The organism is Sphingobium abikonense NBRC 16140 (genome assembly GCF_001598335.1).
GTDB lineage: Bacteria > Pseudomonadota > Alphaproteobacteria > Sphingomonadales > Sphingomonadaceae > Sphingobium > Sphingobium abikonense.
This window is the reverse complement of the sequence record NZ_BCYT01000006.1, coordinates 260,879-279,066: the sequence shown is the minus strand read 5'-3', so window position 1 is coordinate 279,066 and position 18,188 is coordinate 260,879. Positions and strand designations below refer to the sequence as shown.

The following is an 18,188-nucleotide window of genomic DNA, read 5'->3' as shown; positions in this document are numbered from 1 at the left end:
AGGGCCGGGACAGGTGGGTGGGGACAGGGAATATCAGATCAGAAGTTGAAACGGACGCCTGCACGATAGATGCGGCCCAATGTGTCATAGAGCGCCGGGTTGATGTCCAGACCGGTGTTGGTCTGCGGCGATGCCACGGGATCCTTGTCGAACAGATTGTCGACCTTGCCATAGATCGATACCTGATCCGTGATCTTGTAGGTCGCGCCAACGTCCATGTAGAAGGCGCCCTTCATTTTGTTGTAGTTGATCGTCGGGTGGTTGCCGGTCGATGCGGGGCAGCTGGACTGACAGACGATATATTGATTGCCGAAGGTGCCGTCGCTGAACCAGCGTTCCTGCACCGTCAGTGTCAGCTTGCCCGTATCGTAGGTCTGGACCGCCAGCCATTTCCAATCGGGCGTGGCGCCATTGTTGGCGCCCGCCTGATCCACCGGATCGACGCCGGCGATGCCGGCATTGACGATGAACTCGCGGATGTGGGTGCCCAGCGCACGGACGGTGAAGGTGCCGGGCAGGCCGAGCGGCTGTTGCCACTGATAGCTTGCCTCTATGTCAAAGCCGCTGGTCTTCCACGACGCCAGGTTGAACGGCTGGACGTTGACGAAATTCTGCTGCTGGTTCGCATTGTCGAGGCTGAAGCCCCCGCAGAAGGCTTGATTGCCTTCGAAGCAGAATTGCACGATCTGCTGCGCGGACAGGCTGGACACAACGCCATTCAGCTTGATGTTGTAATAGTCGAAGGACAGGCTGAGGCCCGGCGCCCAGGATGGCCGGGACAGGACGATGCCGACCTCGGTGTTGCGCGCAATTTCCGGCTTGAGGTTCGGATTGCCGATCGTGTTCTGGAAGGTCGACACAGCGACGTTGCGGAACGGATCGTTGAAGTTGGGCAGCGTCGTCACCGTCGGCGCGGCGAACAGCTCCGACAGGTTGGGCGCACGCACGTCGCGCGACGTGACGGCGCGCAGGCGAATGCCATCCAGCGGCGTGTCCCAGGTGCCGCCGACCTTCCAGGCCCAGACCGTGCCCGACGTGCTATAATGGGTGCCGCGACCCGCCGCGTTCAGGTTCGCGCGGCCCGCCCCCTGGCTGTCGAACAGCGGCAGGTTGATTTCAAGGAAGCCTTCATAAACTTCATATTTGCCGCGGCCATTTTTATAATTACCCGCCGCCCAGTTGCTGCCAAGGTCGGAATTGAGCAGCGGATCGGCGGGGTAATTCTCGTCATTCGGACTGAGTGGCGACACGCCTGCGCCATAGGGATCGGCGTTGACGCGATAAAATTCGCGCCGATATTCGCCGCCGAACGCCACCGCGAGCGGCCCTGCCCACAGTTCAACCGGTTCACCCGAAAAGTTGGCGCTGACCACGTCCTGGGTCAATTTGGTGTGCTGGAAGGGGCCATTTTCGTGCGGCGCGACATAGGCCAGCGCTGAGGCGGAGGGGGTGAAGTTGCCAAAGATGTTCATCGGCACGCAGCCATTGGCCCGCGCCACCGGGTCGCGGCATACGACCGCACCGTTCAGCGTGATCGCATCGGCCGCCGCGACATAGCGATTTTGCAGGACGATATCGCGTACCCGAATGTCGGAGATCGTGATGCCATGTTCATAATAGGCGTCATAATTCCAGTCCGTGCCGCCGAGGCCGAACTGCCCCTTAAGGCCGCCAACGAAGCGATATTGCTTGCGATCGGTATAGACCTGCGGGTCGGGCAGTTGGGCGTTGGAAGAGCCGAAACCGAAGCTGGTGATGCCAGCCGCCGCGCACTGATCGCGGATCGTCTGCGGCAGGAAGGCATTGTCGCACTGGACGGTCAGGTTGGCGCGCCCATAGCCGGGGCTCGGCTGGTTGTTGGTCTTCACCTGCGCGATATTGACCGTCAGATAGGCTTCATTGTTATCGGCAAAGTCATAGCCAAGGCGCGTATAGCCGTTGATCCGCTCCAGCGATGATTTAAGCGATGCGCCCGAACCGGGCGCGCCCGACAGGTCGCCACCCTGGCAGAAGCTGTTCCCCTGAAAACAATTGCTGACCCGGCCATTGCCGAGCGGCTGACCATTGGATCCATATTGGAAATTATAGGGCGTGCCGTTCGCGTCGAAAGCGATGCCCTGAAGCGGACCATTGTTGATCAGGCCATAGCGGGCATATTGGTAGGGCTGCGCATAATCGCCATAGACATATTGCGGCAGGCCGTTGTTGGTCTGGCCCGTGTTGAACAGCGTCGTGGCGCGATACCAGTCGCGGCTGCCGGCGAGATCGGTGCCGAAGTCGCCTGCGCCCACGCCTCCTTCATGGTCATATTCGCCGCTGACGACGAAATGCAGCCGACCATCCATCGCCGATGTGCCATAGGCCGCCTGGACGAGCGCGGTTTCATCGTCGCCATATTTGGTGATGCTGCCCAGGATATTGCCCTTGAACCCTTCAAATCGGGTGTCGGTGATGAAGTTGACGACGCCGCCAACCGCGTCCGATCCGTAGGAAGCCGATGCGCCGCCCGTCACCACGTCGACCCGCTTCACCAGCAATTGCGGGAACATCGAAATGTCGGGGACGCCGGTCACGTTTGCGCCGACAACACGCTGGCCGTCGAGCAGTGTCAGCGTCCGAATGGTGCCAAGGCCGCGCAGCGAGAAGGACGAAAGGCCCTGCTGACCGCTCGACGTGCTGAATGTCCCGGTGGCTGCGCCGGTCGACCCTTGCAACGAGGGCAGCTGCGCGATGGTGTTGAACACATTGGGCTGCGCGTTGTTGGCGATCTGCTCTTCGCCGATCACCGTGGTCGGCGTCGGCGCGGTGAAGCCGCTGGTGGTGATGCGCGACCCGGTAACGACAATGTCCGCGGCGCTCTGCGCCGATGTCGCTGCGGATTCGTCCTGAGGGGCGACGTCGGCGACACTTTGTGCGTGCGCCAGGCCCGACAAGGACATGATCGTTACCGCTACCAAACTGGCGCCCATGCAATGGCGGATAATGGACTTCCTCACCTTCCTTGATCCTTCCCTCTGTCGGCCACCCTCCCCGGGTTGGCCACGCCTTGTGCGGCGATTATCGGTTTCCCTATCGTAACAGGGCTTCTAGGGCACTTACGACATAGGTCGTAGACGCTACGAAACCGCCGTTTTTCATGGCTTTGCTGCGTAAAGCGCGTGATGCGTCAGGATGAAGAGCGTTTGCTTGTCAGGACCGCCGAACAGGATTTGAAGCGGACGATCCGGCACGTCGATCCGACCCTTCTGCGCGCCGTCGGGACCGTAGACGAAAATCTGTCCATTGGCGACGAAGACGCGCCCCTGCCCGTCCACGGCAACGCTTTCGCCGCCGCGATTGGCGAAGGGCTTGATATCAACAAGCGACCCACCCTTCCCGATCGTCCCGCTATAGGTCTTATTTTCCGAAGCGTTGGTGACGAATATCCGTTCACCCATTTTACCGCTCACGAAGCCATTGGCGTTAAGCCCGTCGGACCAGCGCCAGCCGGTATGATCGATCGGCCCCTGTTGCCAGACCCGAAACGCCGGGAGCGCCAGGCTGCCGTCGGGGGAAACATATTCCTGCGCCTTGGGAGTGCCAACATCGCGGGCGAACATTTCGGCCAGTGTCGTGAACTCATAGCTTTTGTGATCCAGCTGGTCACGAAATTCGCCATTGTTCCACCAGTTGACGGGCAGCAAGGTACGCTTCTGGCTGGCAGGCCGCACCGGGGTCGGCTTGATGAGCGTCAATGCGTCGAGCGGTCCTTCGGGATCGATCGAATAGACCCCGGCCTTGGGGCCAAGCGAGGAGAGTATGAGCAGATGCCCTGATGCATCCACCGCCAGATTGACCGGGTCCAGCGCCTGATCGCGCACGATCTCCAGACCCTTGCCCTCGCTCCAGCGGTGAATGCGCTGGAACCGTCGGTCGATGAAATACAGTGCGCCCTTGGTGTCCACAGCCGCCCCGGAAATGGACCAGAAGCCATCCTCCAGCTTCTCGACCGGGGCCATGCTGGGTGTGGGCGCTGGAATCGCCCGGTCGGCCGCGCCGATGTCGAGCTTGGCAAACTCCCGCTCCTGCACGAACAATTTGCGCGAGACATCCTCGATCGCATTGTCGAACGGATATTTGCTGGCGCGCAGGAAGGTGCCGCATCCTTCATCGTCGCAGGTCGCATAGCCGCTTTCGGCGTTCACATGGACATTGCGAAAGCGGATATCGCTGGAATTATACAGCTTCACTGCGCTCTTTTCCGGCGCGTAGGTCCGGGTGACGCGATAGCCGTGATAATTGGCGAACAGCAGGTTTTTCGAATTGCGAATGTCGAGCGACACGGCGTCCGGTCCGTCACCCACTTCCTGCTCGGTCTGGGGCGCCAAAAATTCCCAGTTCTGCACATTGTCGAGCACGAACTCATTGCGGGCATGATGTTCGACCGACATTTCATAGACATGGCCGGGCGTGCTGGTGTCGCTGATGTAGAAGCCGGCCTGGGCGAAGCTGTTGGGGCTCCATACGTCCGCAAAAGTGCCGCCGCCGCCGTCCGTCACCCAGATGCTGGGATATTGCGCATCCAGCCGATGGTCGGTCACCGGGTCGCCGGTATGGACCGTCAATGTCCCCAGCATCTTGCCGTCTGCGGTAGGCGTGCCGCCACCGCCCATGATCTTGAGGTCTTCCACCAGGCTCTTTTCGCCTGACCGCCACAGCAGCGCCGACGCGCGCGGATTGACCCGACCCGTAAACAACCCCAATCCCGACAGGATATTATCCCCGCCCTTGCGGCTCTCCAAGATCGGCAGCACCGATCCCAGCCCGGCATGGCGCGGGTTTTCGTCGGGGATATAAAGCTGCGTGATGGCGGGATGCAGACCGATGAGAATGCTGTCCGGCCGCAAAGTCAGCTTGTCCGTGACCTTGTAGAAGCCGGTTGGAAAATACAGGATCGGATGGGCATTGATCGCCTTTTGAATAGCGGCGGTATCGTCTGCCTTGCCGTCGCCTACGATTCCCAGCGTTCGGACATTGACCCAGTCTTGCATGGGCGGCAGGTCGCGAATGGCAGGCGTGCGTCGCGCCGGCAGTGCGGGCAGCGCCTCGATCTCGGCATCGGTGCGATATTCGCCGACATGGCCCAGGTCCGGCACCATCAAGCCGTAGGAAAAGGACGCGACCTTATAGGCATCGCCCTTGCCGTCGACCGTGCGTCCGCTTTCGCGGAAGCGCGCGAAAACCGGGCTGTTCTTTGCCAGCGCATTTTCAAAGCCGATTTGGGTGAAAACATTGTTTTCGTTCGAAATGACGACGCCCGCCCGGCTGACATTTTCAAAGCGGACATCCTTGCCCCACAGGCTGTCGCCATAGCCCCGGTTTACTTCGATCCCCACCGGCGTATTGCGGATGGCCACATTGACCAGGGTCAGGTCCACCTCATGCTCGCGGATCGCGGCGTCGCGCTGACCATCGAAGGTCGAATCGATCAGCGTGAATTGCCAGGCGGGGGAGGTCTTTTCCGTCACGATGCCATAGCGGCCGCCCTGGAAATGGACATTTTCGATGATGTTGCCTGCCTGATAAACGCCGGCAAATCCGTCCCCCAGGCGAAATTCCATATGGCTGAGGAAGGCGTGCTGCGCCATGTGGAAACGCACGCCGGCCGCTGCGGGATTGCCCGCGCCAATCTCTATGTCGACATTGCTCATCGCCGAATAGAAGGTGCCGGAATTGGCGTCGCGTACGACCTTGTCGCGGGGAACGATGGTGGGCACCGGCACGGGCACATCGCCGACGCGATATTGATCCCCGCCGCCAAAGACGATCATGGTCGACACACCCTGCTGGAACCCGGGAGTCCTGGCTCCTAGCAGGATGACGGGCCGCGTCGGACCCACGCCATAGATGCGCACGCCGGGAGGCACGACCAGCGTGCGGCTGATGCGATAGGTGCCCGACGGCAGGAAGACCATGCCATGACCCGTCTTGTCCCGCGCGCTATCGAGCGCTCGCTGGATTGCGTCGCTGTCGTCCGCGTGGCCGTCGCCCTTGCCCGCAACCGTAATCGCGCTCGGTTCCTGGGGGGCGGTGGGAAAGACCGATGGCTCGGCGGCGTGAGCCGAACTTACACCCGCCATCGCGGTTGCGGTCAAAAGCGCCGCCATGATGCTGCGTCCGATCATCATCGCCTCTCCCAAAATCATTGCATCCAGGGATCAGGGCTAAAGGAGCATGATGACGGGGGCACTTGCGACAAAGGTCGTAGTTTTCAGGGGTTGGCCCGCGCTCCTATAGCATGATCCCACATAGCGACGCCTGTGCAGGGGTTTCGCACCGATTGCGAGGACCTGCTTTGCCGCCCCTACCAGACCCTGCTGCCACGCCGAATTTTGCCGCCATCGTGATGGGGGTCAGCGGCTGCGGCAAGTCCACACTCGGATCGCTGCTGGGGGCGGCACTCGACGCGCCCTTTCTGGAAGGCGATGACTTCCACGCGCCCGAGGCGGTGGCCAAGATGCGCGCGGGCTGCCCCCTGACCGACGAGGATCGCTGGCCCTGGCTCGATCGCATCGGCTTGGCTGCCAATGCCGCCGTTGAAACCCAAGGCCGCACGGTGATCGCCTGTTCCGCGTTGCGTGCGGCCTATAGGGCGCGGCTGCGCGCCGCCATTGCAGCGCCCGTGCGGTTCATCCTGCTGGAAAATAGCCGCGAACGCCTGCTCGCAAGACTGAAGTCTCGGGCCAACCATTATATGCCTACCAGTCTGCTCGACAGCCAGCTGGCAACATTGGAGCGGCCAGGTCAGGATGAAGACGCCATGATCCTGAATACAGACGCGGACCCCGCCGCATTGCGGGATGCAGCGCTGCACTGGCTGCGCTGATCGACCAGAGCGTCAGGGCATCAGACGCCGGCGTCCCTCCCACAAATGCCAGCGCATCGCCAGCGCCGCGCCCTCAGGGTCCTGCGCGCGAATGGCGGCGACGATCACTTCATGTTCTCGCAGCATCGTTTCAACGACCTCCGGGGGCCGGGACCGGGAAATATCGACGCCTGCGCGCATGATCTTTTCGACATCGGGCCACAGCGCATCGAACGCCTGGATGAAGGCGGGATTGCCGGTCGCCGCCGCGATCCGCCGGTGCAGGTCCATGTCTTCGGCATGGGCTGGCTCACTGGACAGCAAAGCCTCGCGCAGCAACGCCATGCCTTCCTCCACATGCGCCATTTCCTGCGCGGTTCGGCGGGTTGCCGCCAGCCGGGCCGCCTCCGCCTCCAGCACGAAACGAACTTCATAACTGCCCAGCGTCGTGGACAATTCGCTCATCGGCATGAAGGCTGCCAGCCGCTCGGAAGGCCGGCTCTTGACGAAGGACCCGGCGCCTCGCCGCGCCTCCGTAATGCCGTCCGACGCCAGCCGCACCAGCGCTTCGCGCACGATGGCGCGCGATACGCCAAAGGTTTCCGCGAGCTTCGCCTCTGACGGCAGGCGCGCGCCGACTTCCAGATCCTCCGACTTGATGATCTCGACGATGCCGGCATAGGCCTGATCGGACAACCGGATCTGGCTCATGACGTCGCTCGTCCTGCTGCGATGGCCATTGCGGCTCCGCTCCCTACATTATGCTGCTCGCCAGCATTACCAGCAGCAGGCCGACCACCGCCACCACAGTTTCCATGATGGACCAGGTCTTGAACGTCCCTGCCATATCGGTGCCGAGATAGCTTTTCACCAGCCAGAACCCGGGATCGTTGACATGGCTGAAAAATAGCGATCCCGCCCCGATCGCCAGCACCATCCATTCAGGGTCCACGCCGGACGCGGAAACCAGCCCTTGCATCACGCCGGCCGTAGTGATCGTCGCCACCGTCGCCGAACCGGTCGCCAGGCGGATGCAGACCGATACGCCCCAGGCCAGTACCAGCGGCGAGATTGCGCCGCCGTCTGCCAACCTCACCAGAAGGTCGGACAGGCCGGCGGTCACCAGCACCTGCTTGAGCGCGCCTCCTGCGCCGATCGCCAGGATGATGCCGCCGGCCGGGGTCATCGCCTCGGTCCAGATCGCGCCCTGAATCCGGCTTTCGGTGATGCGCCGACCAAAGAGCAGCGGCAAGGCCACCAGCGTCGCGACCAGCAACGCTACGACGGGATCGCTTACCCAGGCCAGCCAGGTGAAGTGCGCGGCCACGGGCGCGGGCATCAGGGCAACCGCCTGTCCTGCGGCGATGAGGACGACGGGCAGCAACACGGCCGTCAACGCCCGTCCCACTGATGGCGTCGGCACATCGGCCCGGACCGGATCAAGCAGGGGGGGGCTGAGCTTCACGCCCGGGGCGGTGAAGCGTGCCAAGAGCGGACCCGCGATGATCGCGGTCGGAATCCCGACGATCAGCCCATAAAGAAGAGTAAGGCCCAGATTGGCGCCCAAAGCATTAACGGCCAGCAAAGGCCCCGGATGCGGTGGCACCAGTGCATGAACGACGGACAGGCCCGACAGCGCCGGCAGCATGAGGCGCAGCTTTGCCGTGTCGCCATTCTGACCGGCCGGCAAAGCCGCCGCCGCTGACGCGACGATCGGCAATAGCAATACCAGCCCGGTCTCGAAAAACAGGGGCAGGCCTATGACGATGGCCGTCAGAAGACTTGCCCAGGGCGCGCCGCGCGCGCCGGAGAGTCGCAACGCCGCGCGGGCAAGACCGCCGGCGCCATCGGAGAGTTGCAACATGGCCCCGAGCCCGAGGCCGAGCGCGACCACAAGTCCGGTGCCGCCAAGGATCGCGCCCGCGCCTTTTTCGACGGCCTTGGCTGTTTCCTCCATGGGAAGTCCGGCCAGAAGGCCAACCGTAAACGCGCCGCAGAGCAATCCCACGAAGGGATGCAGTCGTCCGCGGATGATCAGGATGATGGAAAGCGCAATGCCGATGATGGCCGCTGCGATCAGCCGATAATCGGCCGGAGTCACAGCCGCAGCCCTTTCAGACAGTGCAGGCCGCGATCAAGTCGACGCAATGCCATCGTCATCCTCTCCCCCAATGTTGTCGCTATCCTCAGACTCGCCGCAAACCGGTGATTAACGGTTGAACCTGTTGGACAGGTTTACTGCGTTTCAGGACGATATCCAGATAAAATATGCTTTTCTGCAATATTTCTGCTTGAACCTGTATGACTAGTCCTCATAAGATATCGCTAACGAGTCAGGTTCAGAAGCTCATTGATATTTTCCGGATCGGAAACAGGGAGAGGGAAGATGCACGTCGCCTCGAATCCGCACGGCTATCGCGTTCACGACAACGGCGCACCCGCGCCGGCAGCTGTCACGCCGCCTCGCCTGACGCCCACCCAGATGAAAGTGATGCGCTGCGTCCACTCAGGCCTGCTCAACAAGCAGATCGCCTATGAGCTCGGCATGGCCGAAGCGACGGTGAAGGTCCATATGACTGCCCTGATGCGCAAGCTCAACGTGCGCAACCGCACGCAAGTCGCGATCATCGCCAATTCGCTCGCCTGGCTGCCGGACGCCTCCGATCGATCGCTCAGCAAAATGGCTGACTGAACGGGTCGTTCCAACCTGTTACAGGGCGAAATAAGGCGCTTGGCGCAACGGGAGGATAAGTCATGGACGGATCGCGACGATCGGCATTGAAAACGGTTGGCGCGGGTTTGGCCCTCTCCGCCATCGGCGCGGGAGCAGCCCGGGCCGCGCAGCGACCGATAGGCTATGCGATAGTCGGGCTTGGCACTTACGCGACGCGACAGATCATGCCCAATTTTGCCGGCTGCGAACATGCGCGCTTGGTGGCGCTGGTCAGCGGCACGCCCGAGAAATTGCAGCGCTATGGCGAGCAGTACAATATCCCCGCTACGCACCGCTACAACTACGCTAATTATGATCGCATCCGCGATAATCCCGACATTGACGTGGTGTATGTCGTGCTGCCCAACAGCATGCACGCGGAATATAGCATCCGGGCGGCGCAGGCGGGCAAGCATGTCATGTGCGAAAAGCCGATGGCCATATCCGTGGCCGAATGCCACGCGATGATCGACGCCAGCCGCAAGGCGGGCAAGCTGTTGATGATCGGCTACCGGTCGCGCTTCGAGCCCTATAATCGTCTGGCCATTGACCTGGCGCGGCGCGGGCATGTCGGGCCGACGCGCATCATCACCTCCGAACATGGTTTCCCCATCCAGCCCAACCAATGGCGGCTCGATCGCCCGTTGTCGGGTGGCGGGTCGCTGATGGACATCGGTATCTACAGCCTCAACGCAACGCGCTATCTCAGTGGGGAGGAACCTGTGTCGGTCAGCGCGATCGAGGCGACCGACCGGTCCGACCCCCGCTTCCGCACCGTGGAGGACCGGATCAGCTTCCTGCTGCGCTTCCCATCGGGTATCGAGGCGACCTGCGTGTCGAGCTATAGTTCGGCGCATAATGCCTATCGCGTGGTCAGCACCCAAGGCTGGATCGACATGGAGCCGGCAACCCCTTATGAAGGCCATGCCATGCGCATCCGGAAGGACGGCATTGTCACTCCGCGTGTCCTTCCTGCCCCGGCCAAGAACCAGTTTGCCGGGCAGCTTGACCATCTGGCCGAATGCATCGTGAATGGCACCACGCCGATCGTGCCGGGAGAAGAAGGCCTCGCCGACCTGCGCGTTATCGAAGCCATTTATCGTTCGGCGGCGGAGGGGCGCACCATCGCCATGACCGCATGATCGGCCGCCGGACCATCCTCGCCGGCTTGGCCACGAGTCCGCTCACGCCCATGCTGGCACAAGCGGCGGGCGGCATGGCCGCGCCCCGCATTGACCGGCTCGATCCGGCGCTCGATCGCATCCTTGCGCCGGACGCGCAGGTAAAGGTCATCGGGCGTGGCTATCGCTGGGCCGAAGGGCCGGCCTGGGTGCCTCAGGGCGATTATCTGCTGTTCAACGATCCACCGTCCAACATCCTGTATCGCTGGACAAAGGCGCAGGGCGTCACGCCCTTCCTGTCCCCGTCTGGTTTGCAGACAATTGTGCCAGAGGGAATAAGGGAGCCGGGCCTCAACGGCATTGCGATCACGCCTGGCGGCATGTTGGTAGGCGCGGACAGCGGTACGCGCGCCATCGTCCAGATCGACTTGCGCACTAAGCAGCGCACGATCCTGGCGGATCGTTATGAAGGCAAGCGTTTCAACAGTCCCAACGATCTGTGCGTAGCGCCGTCAGGGGCCATCTATTTCACCGATCCGCCCTATGGCTTGGCGCAGGCGGACGAATCGCCGCTGCGCGAGCTGGATTTCTGCGGGCTGTTCCGGCTTGATCCCGACGACGCCGTCACATTGCTCGATCGCAGCCATCGCCGCCCTAATGGCGTTGGCCTTTCGCCCGACGGCGCCACGCTTTATCTGGCGCTGTCCGACGAGAAACGTCCGCAAGTGCTGGCCTATCCGCTCGATGCAAAAGGCCAGGTGGGCAGCCCCCATCTGTTTCTCGACATGCATGCCCAACTTGCCGCCGGCGAGCCGGGATTGCCAGATGGCATGGATGTGGCGCCGGATGGTCATGTCTTTGCGACCGGGCCGGGTGGCGTCCATGTCTGTGCGCCCGATGGCCGACGTCTGGGTGTCATACGTACGGGCAAGGCGATCGCTAATTGCTGCATCGGAAACACGGGCAAAAGTCTGTTCCTGACGTCCAGCGATATGCTGGCCGTCGTTCCTTTGCGTCTATCCTGATTGACGGATCGCACTGGCCCGTTCCGCTCGACAAGCGAAAGTGATAGCGCTATCAGTCTTAGCGGACGCAGTTAAACGGGAACCGCCGCGCCGTCCGAAGGGGAGAACATGCCGATGCGCCATCGCAGGAAAGCCTTATGTGCAGCGCTCTTGCTGAGTATATCGAGCGCCCTTCCTGCCGCCCCAGCGCGGTTTGACCAGTTTCGCTACAGTGGCGAGGCGGATAAAGGCGTCGCGCCGCAAGAGGGCGAATTTCGCAATCCCATATTGGCCGGCTACTATCCCGACCCTTCGGTGACGCGGGTCGGCGACGACTATTATCTCGTCAACAGTTCCTTTGCGCATTTTCCGGGTCTGCCGATTTTCACGTCGAAAGACCTTGTGCACTGGACCCAGATCGCCAACGCAATCGACCGCCCCAGCCAGCTCGACTTTTCCGGCCGGCGCATCTCGCAGGCCGTCTTCGCGCCTGACATCAGCTGGCACGACGGCCGCTTCTACATCGTCAACACCTGCGTTGAATGCGGCGGTAACTTCGTCATCACAGCAGACGATCCGGCCGGTCCCTGGTCGGACCCCGTCTGGCTCCCCTTCGAAGGCATCGACCCGTCCCTCTATTGGGAGGGGGACAAGGCCTATATCGTCAATAACCGCGCGCCCGACGAGCCGCCCCGCTATGACGGCCATCGCGCCATCTGGATCCAGGAATATGACTGGCGCGCCGGCAAAATGGTGGGCGACAGTACGCAACTGATCACCGGCGGTGTCGACATCAGCAAAAAGCCCGTGTGGATCGAAGGTCCGCATATTTTCCGCAAGGACGGCTATTATTATCTGACCGCAGCAGAGGGCGGCACCAGCGTCAATCACTCGCAGGTCGTGTTGCGCGCCAAATCCCTGCGCGGCCCCTATGTGCCGTTCGACCAAAACCCCATATTGACGCAGCGCGACCTTGATCCCGCGCGCCCCGACGCCATCGGGTCCGCCGGTCATGCGAAGCTGGTGCAGACGCAAAAGGGCGACTGGTGGGCGACATTTCTGGCGGTCCGGCCCTATGCCGATGATTATTATAATATCGGCCGCGAAACATTCCTGCTGCCCGTGACATGGAAGGACGGCTGGCCGATCATCTTGCCGAAAGGCGAGGCCATTCCCCATACGCTCAAAGCCCCCGACCTTCCCCCGCAATCCGCCCCGGCGCTCCCCACCAGCGGGGACATCGCCTATACCGAAACATTCGATGGCCCCAAGCTGCCGATGCAGTGGATCGGCATTCGCACACCCAAACAGCCTTTCTATCGCCTGAGCAACGGCATGCTGGAACTGGACAGCGGGGCGCCGCTCGGCGACCTCGATGGCGTGCCGGCGTTCATCGGACGGCGGCAGCAACATATAAACGCCACTTTCTCAACGACGCTGCGCTATGTTCCGGAAAAGGATGGCGACCGCGCGGGCCTGGCGGCGGTGCAAAGCGATCGCAGCAACCTCTTCTTCGGCGTGACCCAGATTGCGGGTCGACCTATGCTCGCGCTCTATACCCGTGATGCGGCGGATGCCGATAGGCTGGTGCAATCGGCCCCTCTCACGACAGACCGCCCCATCACCCTGACCATTCGCATGACCGGTGGAACGATGGGATTTGATTATAGTGTCGGCGGCCGCGCTCAAACGCTGGCGGACGATATCGATGCCACCTTGCTCAGCACCAAAAAGGCTGGCGGCTTCGTCGGCACGGTGGTCGGGCCTTATCATTATACGCCCGCGTCATGAGCGGACGGACATGGGCCCACCTCTGCGCGCTGTTGCTGGCCGCCGGCCTTGCTGCCCCGTTGCCCGCGCAGGTCTGGCGCTCGGATCAGGGCGATGGCACCTATCGCAATCCCGTGCTCTACGCCGACTATCCTGATCCCGACATCATCCGGGTTGGGGAAGATTTCTATTTCGTATCGACCACCTTCGCCAATGCGCCGGGCGTCACCATCCTTCATTCGAAGGATCTGGTGAATTGGCGGATCGCAAGCCATGTTGTCGATCGGCTGGATGGCGATCCGCGCTATGATCTGACCCAAGGCAATGCCTATCGCCGGGGCTTCTACGCCGCCAGCCTGCGCTATCATGATGGCCACTTCTACGTCGCGGTGACGCCCGTCGGGCACAAGACCCGCATCTATCGCGCAAAGACGATCGCCGGTCCCTGGACCTACAGCGAACTGGACCGCGAGGCCTTCGATCCCGCTCTGTTCATCGACGATGATGGGACCGCCTATCTTGGCACCTCCATCGGCAGCGACGGCACTGTCACGCTGTTGACGTTGACCAAGGACCTGACCGCGGTCACCGCCGCGCGCAAAGCCTATTACAACAAGGGCGCGGAAGGATCGAAGATCATCCGCCACAATGGCTATTATTATCTCTTCAACGCCATACCCGGCAAGCTGGCGATGACCGTATCGCGCGCGCGCAGCCTGTGGGGTCCTTGGGAAACGAAGCCGTCCATCGACGACAGGACCGGGGGCCATCAGGGCGCGATCGTCGATATGCCCGATGGCAGCTGGTATGGTTTCGTCATGGTCGACGCGGGCGCGATCGGCCGCATGACCAATATCAGCCCGATTTTCTGGAAGGATGGCTGGCCCTGGTGGGGAACGCCCGATCGACCCGATGTCGTCCCCGAACGATCGCCCAAACCGATTGCAGGGCATGGCTTTTCCGAACCGCCGTCGTCCGATGATTTTTCGGCCAAAAGACTAGGATTGCAATGGCAGTGGAACCATAATCCGGATGACAGCAAATGGTCGTTGACCCAGCGGCCCGGCTTTCTGCGGCTCCACGCCACACGGTCCGACGGCATCTGGACGGCACGCAATACGCTGACGCAAAAGGCGCAGGGACCGCGCATGCGTGCGATTGCAAAGGTCGATGTGCAGGGCCTCCAGCCGGGCGATCTCTGCGGTTTCGGCAGCTTTGGCAAATATAGCGCGCAACTCTCCGTGGTCGGAGCTACCGACGGCCAGCGCAGTGTGCGGATGCAGATCACGGAAAGCACGCAGGACGGTCCGCAAACCGACGTCCGCGTGCCCGCGCTTTCCCTGGATGCGGCGAGGGTCTGGCTACGCGTCGACCTGGATTTTCAGTCCAATTTCGGCCGGTTCGCCTATAGCAGCGACAATCGGCAATGGCGCGATGTGGGCAGCCCCTTTCCGCTCGCTTTCGATTGGCGAACGGGTACCTTTCAGGGCCAGCAGATTGCCCTGTCCTGCTATAATCCGGGTTCTTCCGGAGGCTATATGGACGTCGACAGCGTCACGCTCATGCCGCTCGCTGACGCTATCCAGCCATAGGCACCGGTCGCCCCGCCACATTGCAAGGACCTTGTATGACGTTGTTCCGCTCTGTTCTGCCGCTCACCCTGCTGGTCGCTGGCACGACGCTCTCCGCGCAAAGCCCGGACCCGCTCGCGCCCACCGCGCGTTGGACCGCGTACCAGGGAGGCAACGCGCAATTGCCGCCGATGGGATGGAACAGCTGGAACGCCTTCTTCACCGAAATCGACGAAGAAAAGCTGATGGGGTCGGCGCAGCGCATCGTTGACACGGGCCTGGCGAAAAAGGGCTATCGCTACATCAATATCGATGACGGCTGGTGGCTGAAGCGCCGCACCAGCGATGGGCGCCTCATCATCCGCGCCGACAAATTCCCGTCCGCGCAGACGGGCCAGGGCGATCCGACCTTCCGCCCGCTGACCGACCGGTTGCACGGCATGGGCTTCAAGGCCGGCATCTATTCCGATCTTGGCCGCAACAGCTGCTCCCAAGCCTATTCGGAAGGGCCAGCGCAGCTGCCCGAAGGCAGCGTGGTCGAACGAGAGGTCGGGCTCTATGGCCATAGCGACCAGGATTTGCGCCTGTTCTTCGCGGAATGGGGTTTCGATGCGATCAAGGTCGACGGATGCGGCATCCGCGCCTTCGCCGCCGACGCCCCCCGTGTACGCAGCGGTCAATATCGCGCCCTGCCGCCGCTCATCGACCAGCACAGCGTCGCCCGGTCGAACATCCCGGCTGTCAAGGCGCTGTTCGCCGACATCAACCAGTCGCTCGCGCGTTACAATCCGGACGGCGACTATATGCTCTCCCTCTGTATCTGGGGCAGCGCCAATGTCCGCGCCTGGGGCAAGGATGTCGGCAATATCTCCCGGACCAGCGACGATATTACGCCCGACTGGAGCCGGATGTTGACCAATTATGACAGCGCCGTGCGTCGGGCATTCTACGCGCATCCGGGCAGCTGGAACGATCCCGATATGCTGTTCATCGGCAAGGGCGATTTCGATGCCGCGCATCTTACCGAAGCACGGTCGCATTTCGCGCTCTGGGCGATGATGAACGCGCCCCTGCTGATCGGTGCGGACCTGCGCACCGTGCCGCAATCGTTGCTCGACATTTTCGGCAATGGCGACCTTATCGCCATCAATCAGGACGCAGCCGGCAATCAGGCGACGATCGCCTTCGACAGCGACGATGTGCAGATTTTGGTCAAGTCTCTTGCCAATGGTGACAGGGCCGTGGCGCTCTTCAACCGCACTGCGACACCGATGCAGACCGTGTTGACGGCCGAACATCTGAAATTCAGCGCGAACAGGCCTATCGCGCTCAAGGATATGTGGACCGGCGCCGCCAACCAGTTCTCCGGCGAACAGGCCTTCGACCTTGAGCCGCACCAGACGCTTGTGTTCAGGGCCACCGGCGAGCGCCAGCTTCAGGACGGGCTATATTTGTCCGAACAACCTGGTAGCGTGAACCCTGCGGTCGATGGCGTCAGCCATCCCGAACCCGATCCGACCATTCATCGATCGATCCCCGGCTGGCGCGGCACGCGCGGCGTGGGCGAACGCCCCCTCTATGCCGGCTGGGGCGGCGCCATGCCGGACGCCACGCCCTATAATCAGCCGCTCGCCATTGCCGGGAAGGCTTTCGGATCGGGCGTCGGTGTGCTCGCAAATTCCCGGCTTGAAATTCGCAATGAGGGCTTCAGCCGCTTCACCGCACAGGTCGGCGTTGATGATAGCGCGCGCGATGCCGCCCATCCCGTGCGCATTACCGTCTATGGCGATGGTCGCAGGCTGGCGAGCGCAAGCGCGCGCCGGGGCGAGGCTGCAAAGCCGATCGACGTCGACGTGCGCGGCGTCGCGATCGTCGAACTGGTCGCACAGGCGCCGGACGCCCCTGGCGAAATGCTGCCGGTCAGTTGGGGCGACGCTGCCCTAAGGCGCTGACAGGCGGATCGTCCTGCCTCTCAAGCGCGGCTAGAGCGCGCAAGCCGCGCCGCGCCATCGGGGTGGTCAGCATGGTGCTCGCCAGCGCCATCAGCAACAGGGCGGTGAAGGTGCCGCCGCTGATGACTTGCCGGTCGAGCAGGATGTTGACGAAGATGATCATGATCAATGCCTTGGTCTGCAACAACCAGCCAATGACGCCAGCTTCCCCGCGCCGCCATTGCAGCCAATGCCCGGCGACGCGCAGACCGATCAGCTTGCCGCCGACCGCTGCCGCCAGCAGCAGCGCCGCCACCGCGATCAGGTCCACGCCCCCCATGGACCAGGCAGTGCGCAACCCGGTGCTGAGGAAGAAGATGGGCATCACGGTCAGCAGCAGCATGTCGCGCAGCCGGTCGAGCGCCTGCGCATCGAACCAGGATCGATCGAGGATCACGCCGGCCAGAAAGGCGCCGACCATGAAATGCAGCCCGGCCCAGTCGGCCGCCAGTCCTGCCACCGCCAGCCAAACCATCGACGCGCGCAATCGCTCTGCTTCTGCAAGTCGGCGCATCAGGAGGCGGATGCCCCAGGCAACGAAGGGAAAAGCGCAGATGAAGGCAAGCTGGCGTTCCATGCGCGGCCAGTCGAGCAGAATCACCGCCAGCACGGCCCAGATGGCAATATCATCCAGGCTGGCATAGCGCAGCACGCGCTGGCCCAGCGGCGTGCGCAGGATCGCCAACCGTTCCATCAACAGGATCAGGATCGGCAACGCTGTTACCGCGCAAGCCATGCCGATGCCCAGTATCGCCTGCCATGGCTCCCCCTTCGGTCCGATCCAGCCCGGATGCATCAGGATCAGCGCGCCTGCCGTGCTGCCAAGCGCGAGCGGGGTCAGTAGCGCCATCCCCGCCGTCACCCAACTGTCCCGCCGCGCGGCCCATGCCGCGCCAAGATCGAGCTCGATCCCTGCCAGCCAGACGAATAGCATGACCGCCCATAAAGCGATGCCATTCAGCATGGTGATCGCGGTCGGCGTGAATATCTGTGCATGAAGCCCCGGCGCGGCGGCGCCCAGCACACCTGGTCCCAGCAGCACGCCGACCACAATCTGCACCACCACCAATGGCGCATGATCGGCATCGCCCAGCAGCCGCCACGCAATCCATGGCAGCCCCATGACGAGCACGAGGATCAGCAGAAATAGCTCATTGTCCGTCATGTCCGCCCC

12 protein-coding genes are annotated in these 18,188 nt (G+C 62.5%); 7 read left to right on the top strand and 5 right to left on the bottom strand.

Translation table 11 applies throughout. From position 1 onward, the window contains the following. Positions 1–38: 38 nt before the first annotated feature. Both SAB01S_RS09805 and SAB01S_RS09800 read right to left on the bottom strand, forming a co-directional pair. Positions 39–2,939, bottom strand: coding sequence for a TonB-dependent receptor plug domain-containing protein (locus SAB01S_RS09805; protein ID WP_245646451.1), 2,901 nt, complete (start codon positions 2,937–2,939; stop codon positions 39–41). A gap of 195 nt (positions 2,940–3,134) precedes the next feature. Further along, the gene (locus tag SAB01S_RS09800; RefSeq protein WP_062732873.1) at positions 3,135–6,164 is read right to left on the bottom strand and encodes a glycosyl hydrolase family 28-related protein; all 3,030 of its coding nucleotides are present in this window, start codon (positions 6,162–6,164) and stop codon (positions 3,135–3,137) included. A gap of 221 nt (positions 6,165–6,385) precedes the next feature. Here SAB01S_RS09800 and SAB01S_RS09795 point away from each other — a divergent pair, with 221 nt between their 5' ends. Beyond that, positions 6,386–6,865 (top strand): gluconokinase, encoded by a 480-nt coding sequence (locus tag SAB01S_RS09795; protein ID WP_174525639.1) that lies wholly within the window; start codon positions 6,386–6,388, stop codon positions 6,863–6,865. A 12-nt stretch (positions 6,866–6,877) separates the two neighbouring features. Here the strand turns inward: SAB01S_RS09795 and SAB01S_RS09790 are convergent, their stop codons facing one another. Next, complete coding sequence (locus SAB01S_RS09790; protein ID WP_021227314.1) at positions 6,878–7,555, bottom strand: FadR/GntR family transcriptional regulator; 678 nt, start codon at positions 7,553–7,555, stop codon at positions 6,878–6,880. A gap of 43 nt (positions 7,556–7,598) precedes the next feature. Next, positions 7,599–8,945 (bottom strand): GntT/GntP/DsdX family permease, encoded by a 1,347-nt coding sequence (locus tag SAB01S_RS09785; RefSeq protein WP_062732835.1) that lies wholly within the window; start codon positions 8,943–8,945, stop codon positions 7,599–7,601. 285 nt (positions 8,946–9,230) lie between these two features. On the opposite strand from SAB01S_RS09785, the gene SAB01S_RS09780 reads away from it, so the two are divergent. The 6 genes from SAB01S_RS09780 (at position 9,231) to SAB01S_RS09755 (ending at position 16,975) form a co-directional block, all read left to right on the top strand. Further along, on the top strand, positions 9,231–9,536 hold the full coding sequence (locus tag SAB01S_RS09780; RefSeq protein ID WP_083951265.1) for a response regulator transcription factor: 306 nt from the start codon (positions 9,231–9,233) through the stop codon (positions 9,534–9,536). A 62-nt stretch (positions 9,537–9,598) separates the two neighbouring features. After that, positions 9,599–10,699 (top strand): Gfo/Idh/MocA family protein, encoded by a 1,101-nt coding sequence (locus SAB01S_RS09775; RefSeq protein WP_062732834.1) that lies wholly within the window; start codon positions 9,599–9,601, stop codon positions 10,697–10,699. Beyond that, the gene (locus tag SAB01S_RS09770) at positions 10,696–11,703 is read left to right on the top strand and encodes an SMP-30/gluconolactonase/LRE family protein (RefSeq protein ID WP_062732833.1); all 1,008 of its coding nucleotides are present in this window, start codon (positions 10,696–10,698) and stop codon (positions 11,701–11,703) included. Before SAB01S_RS09775 ends, SAB01S_RS09770 begins: the two co-directional genes overlap by 4 nt. A 114-nt stretch (positions 11,704–11,817) precedes the next feature. Then, positions 11,818–13,473, top strand: a complete 1,656-nt coding sequence (locus SAB01S_RS09765; protein ID WP_062732832.1) for a glycoside hydrolase family 43 protein — start codon at positions 11,818–11,820, stop codon at positions 13,471–13,473. Then, positions 13,470–15,044, top strand: a complete 1,575-nt coding sequence (locus tag SAB01S_RS09760; RefSeq protein WP_062732831.1) for a glycoside hydrolase family 43 protein — start codon at positions 13,470–13,472, stop codon at positions 15,042–15,044. Before SAB01S_RS09765 ends, SAB01S_RS09760 begins: the two co-directional genes overlap by 4 nt. Before the next feature lie 35 nt (positions 15,045–15,079). Further along, positions 15,080–16,975 (top strand): NPCBM/NEW2 domain-containing protein, encoded by a 1,896-nt coding sequence (locus tag SAB01S_RS09755; RefSeq protein WP_062732830.1) that lies wholly within the window; start codon positions 15,080–15,082, stop codon positions 16,973–16,975. Here the strand turns inward: SAB01S_RS09755 and SAB01S_RS09750 are convergent. Beyond that, a complete protein-coding gene (locus SAB01S_RS09750; RefSeq protein ID WP_062732829.1) occupies positions 16,944–18,179 on the bottom strand; it encodes a cation:proton antiporter in 1,236 nt (411 codons plus the stop codon). The genes SAB01S_RS09755 and SAB01S_RS09750 overlap by 32 nt on opposite strands. Between the last annotated feature and the right edge of the window lie 9 nt (positions 18,180–18,188).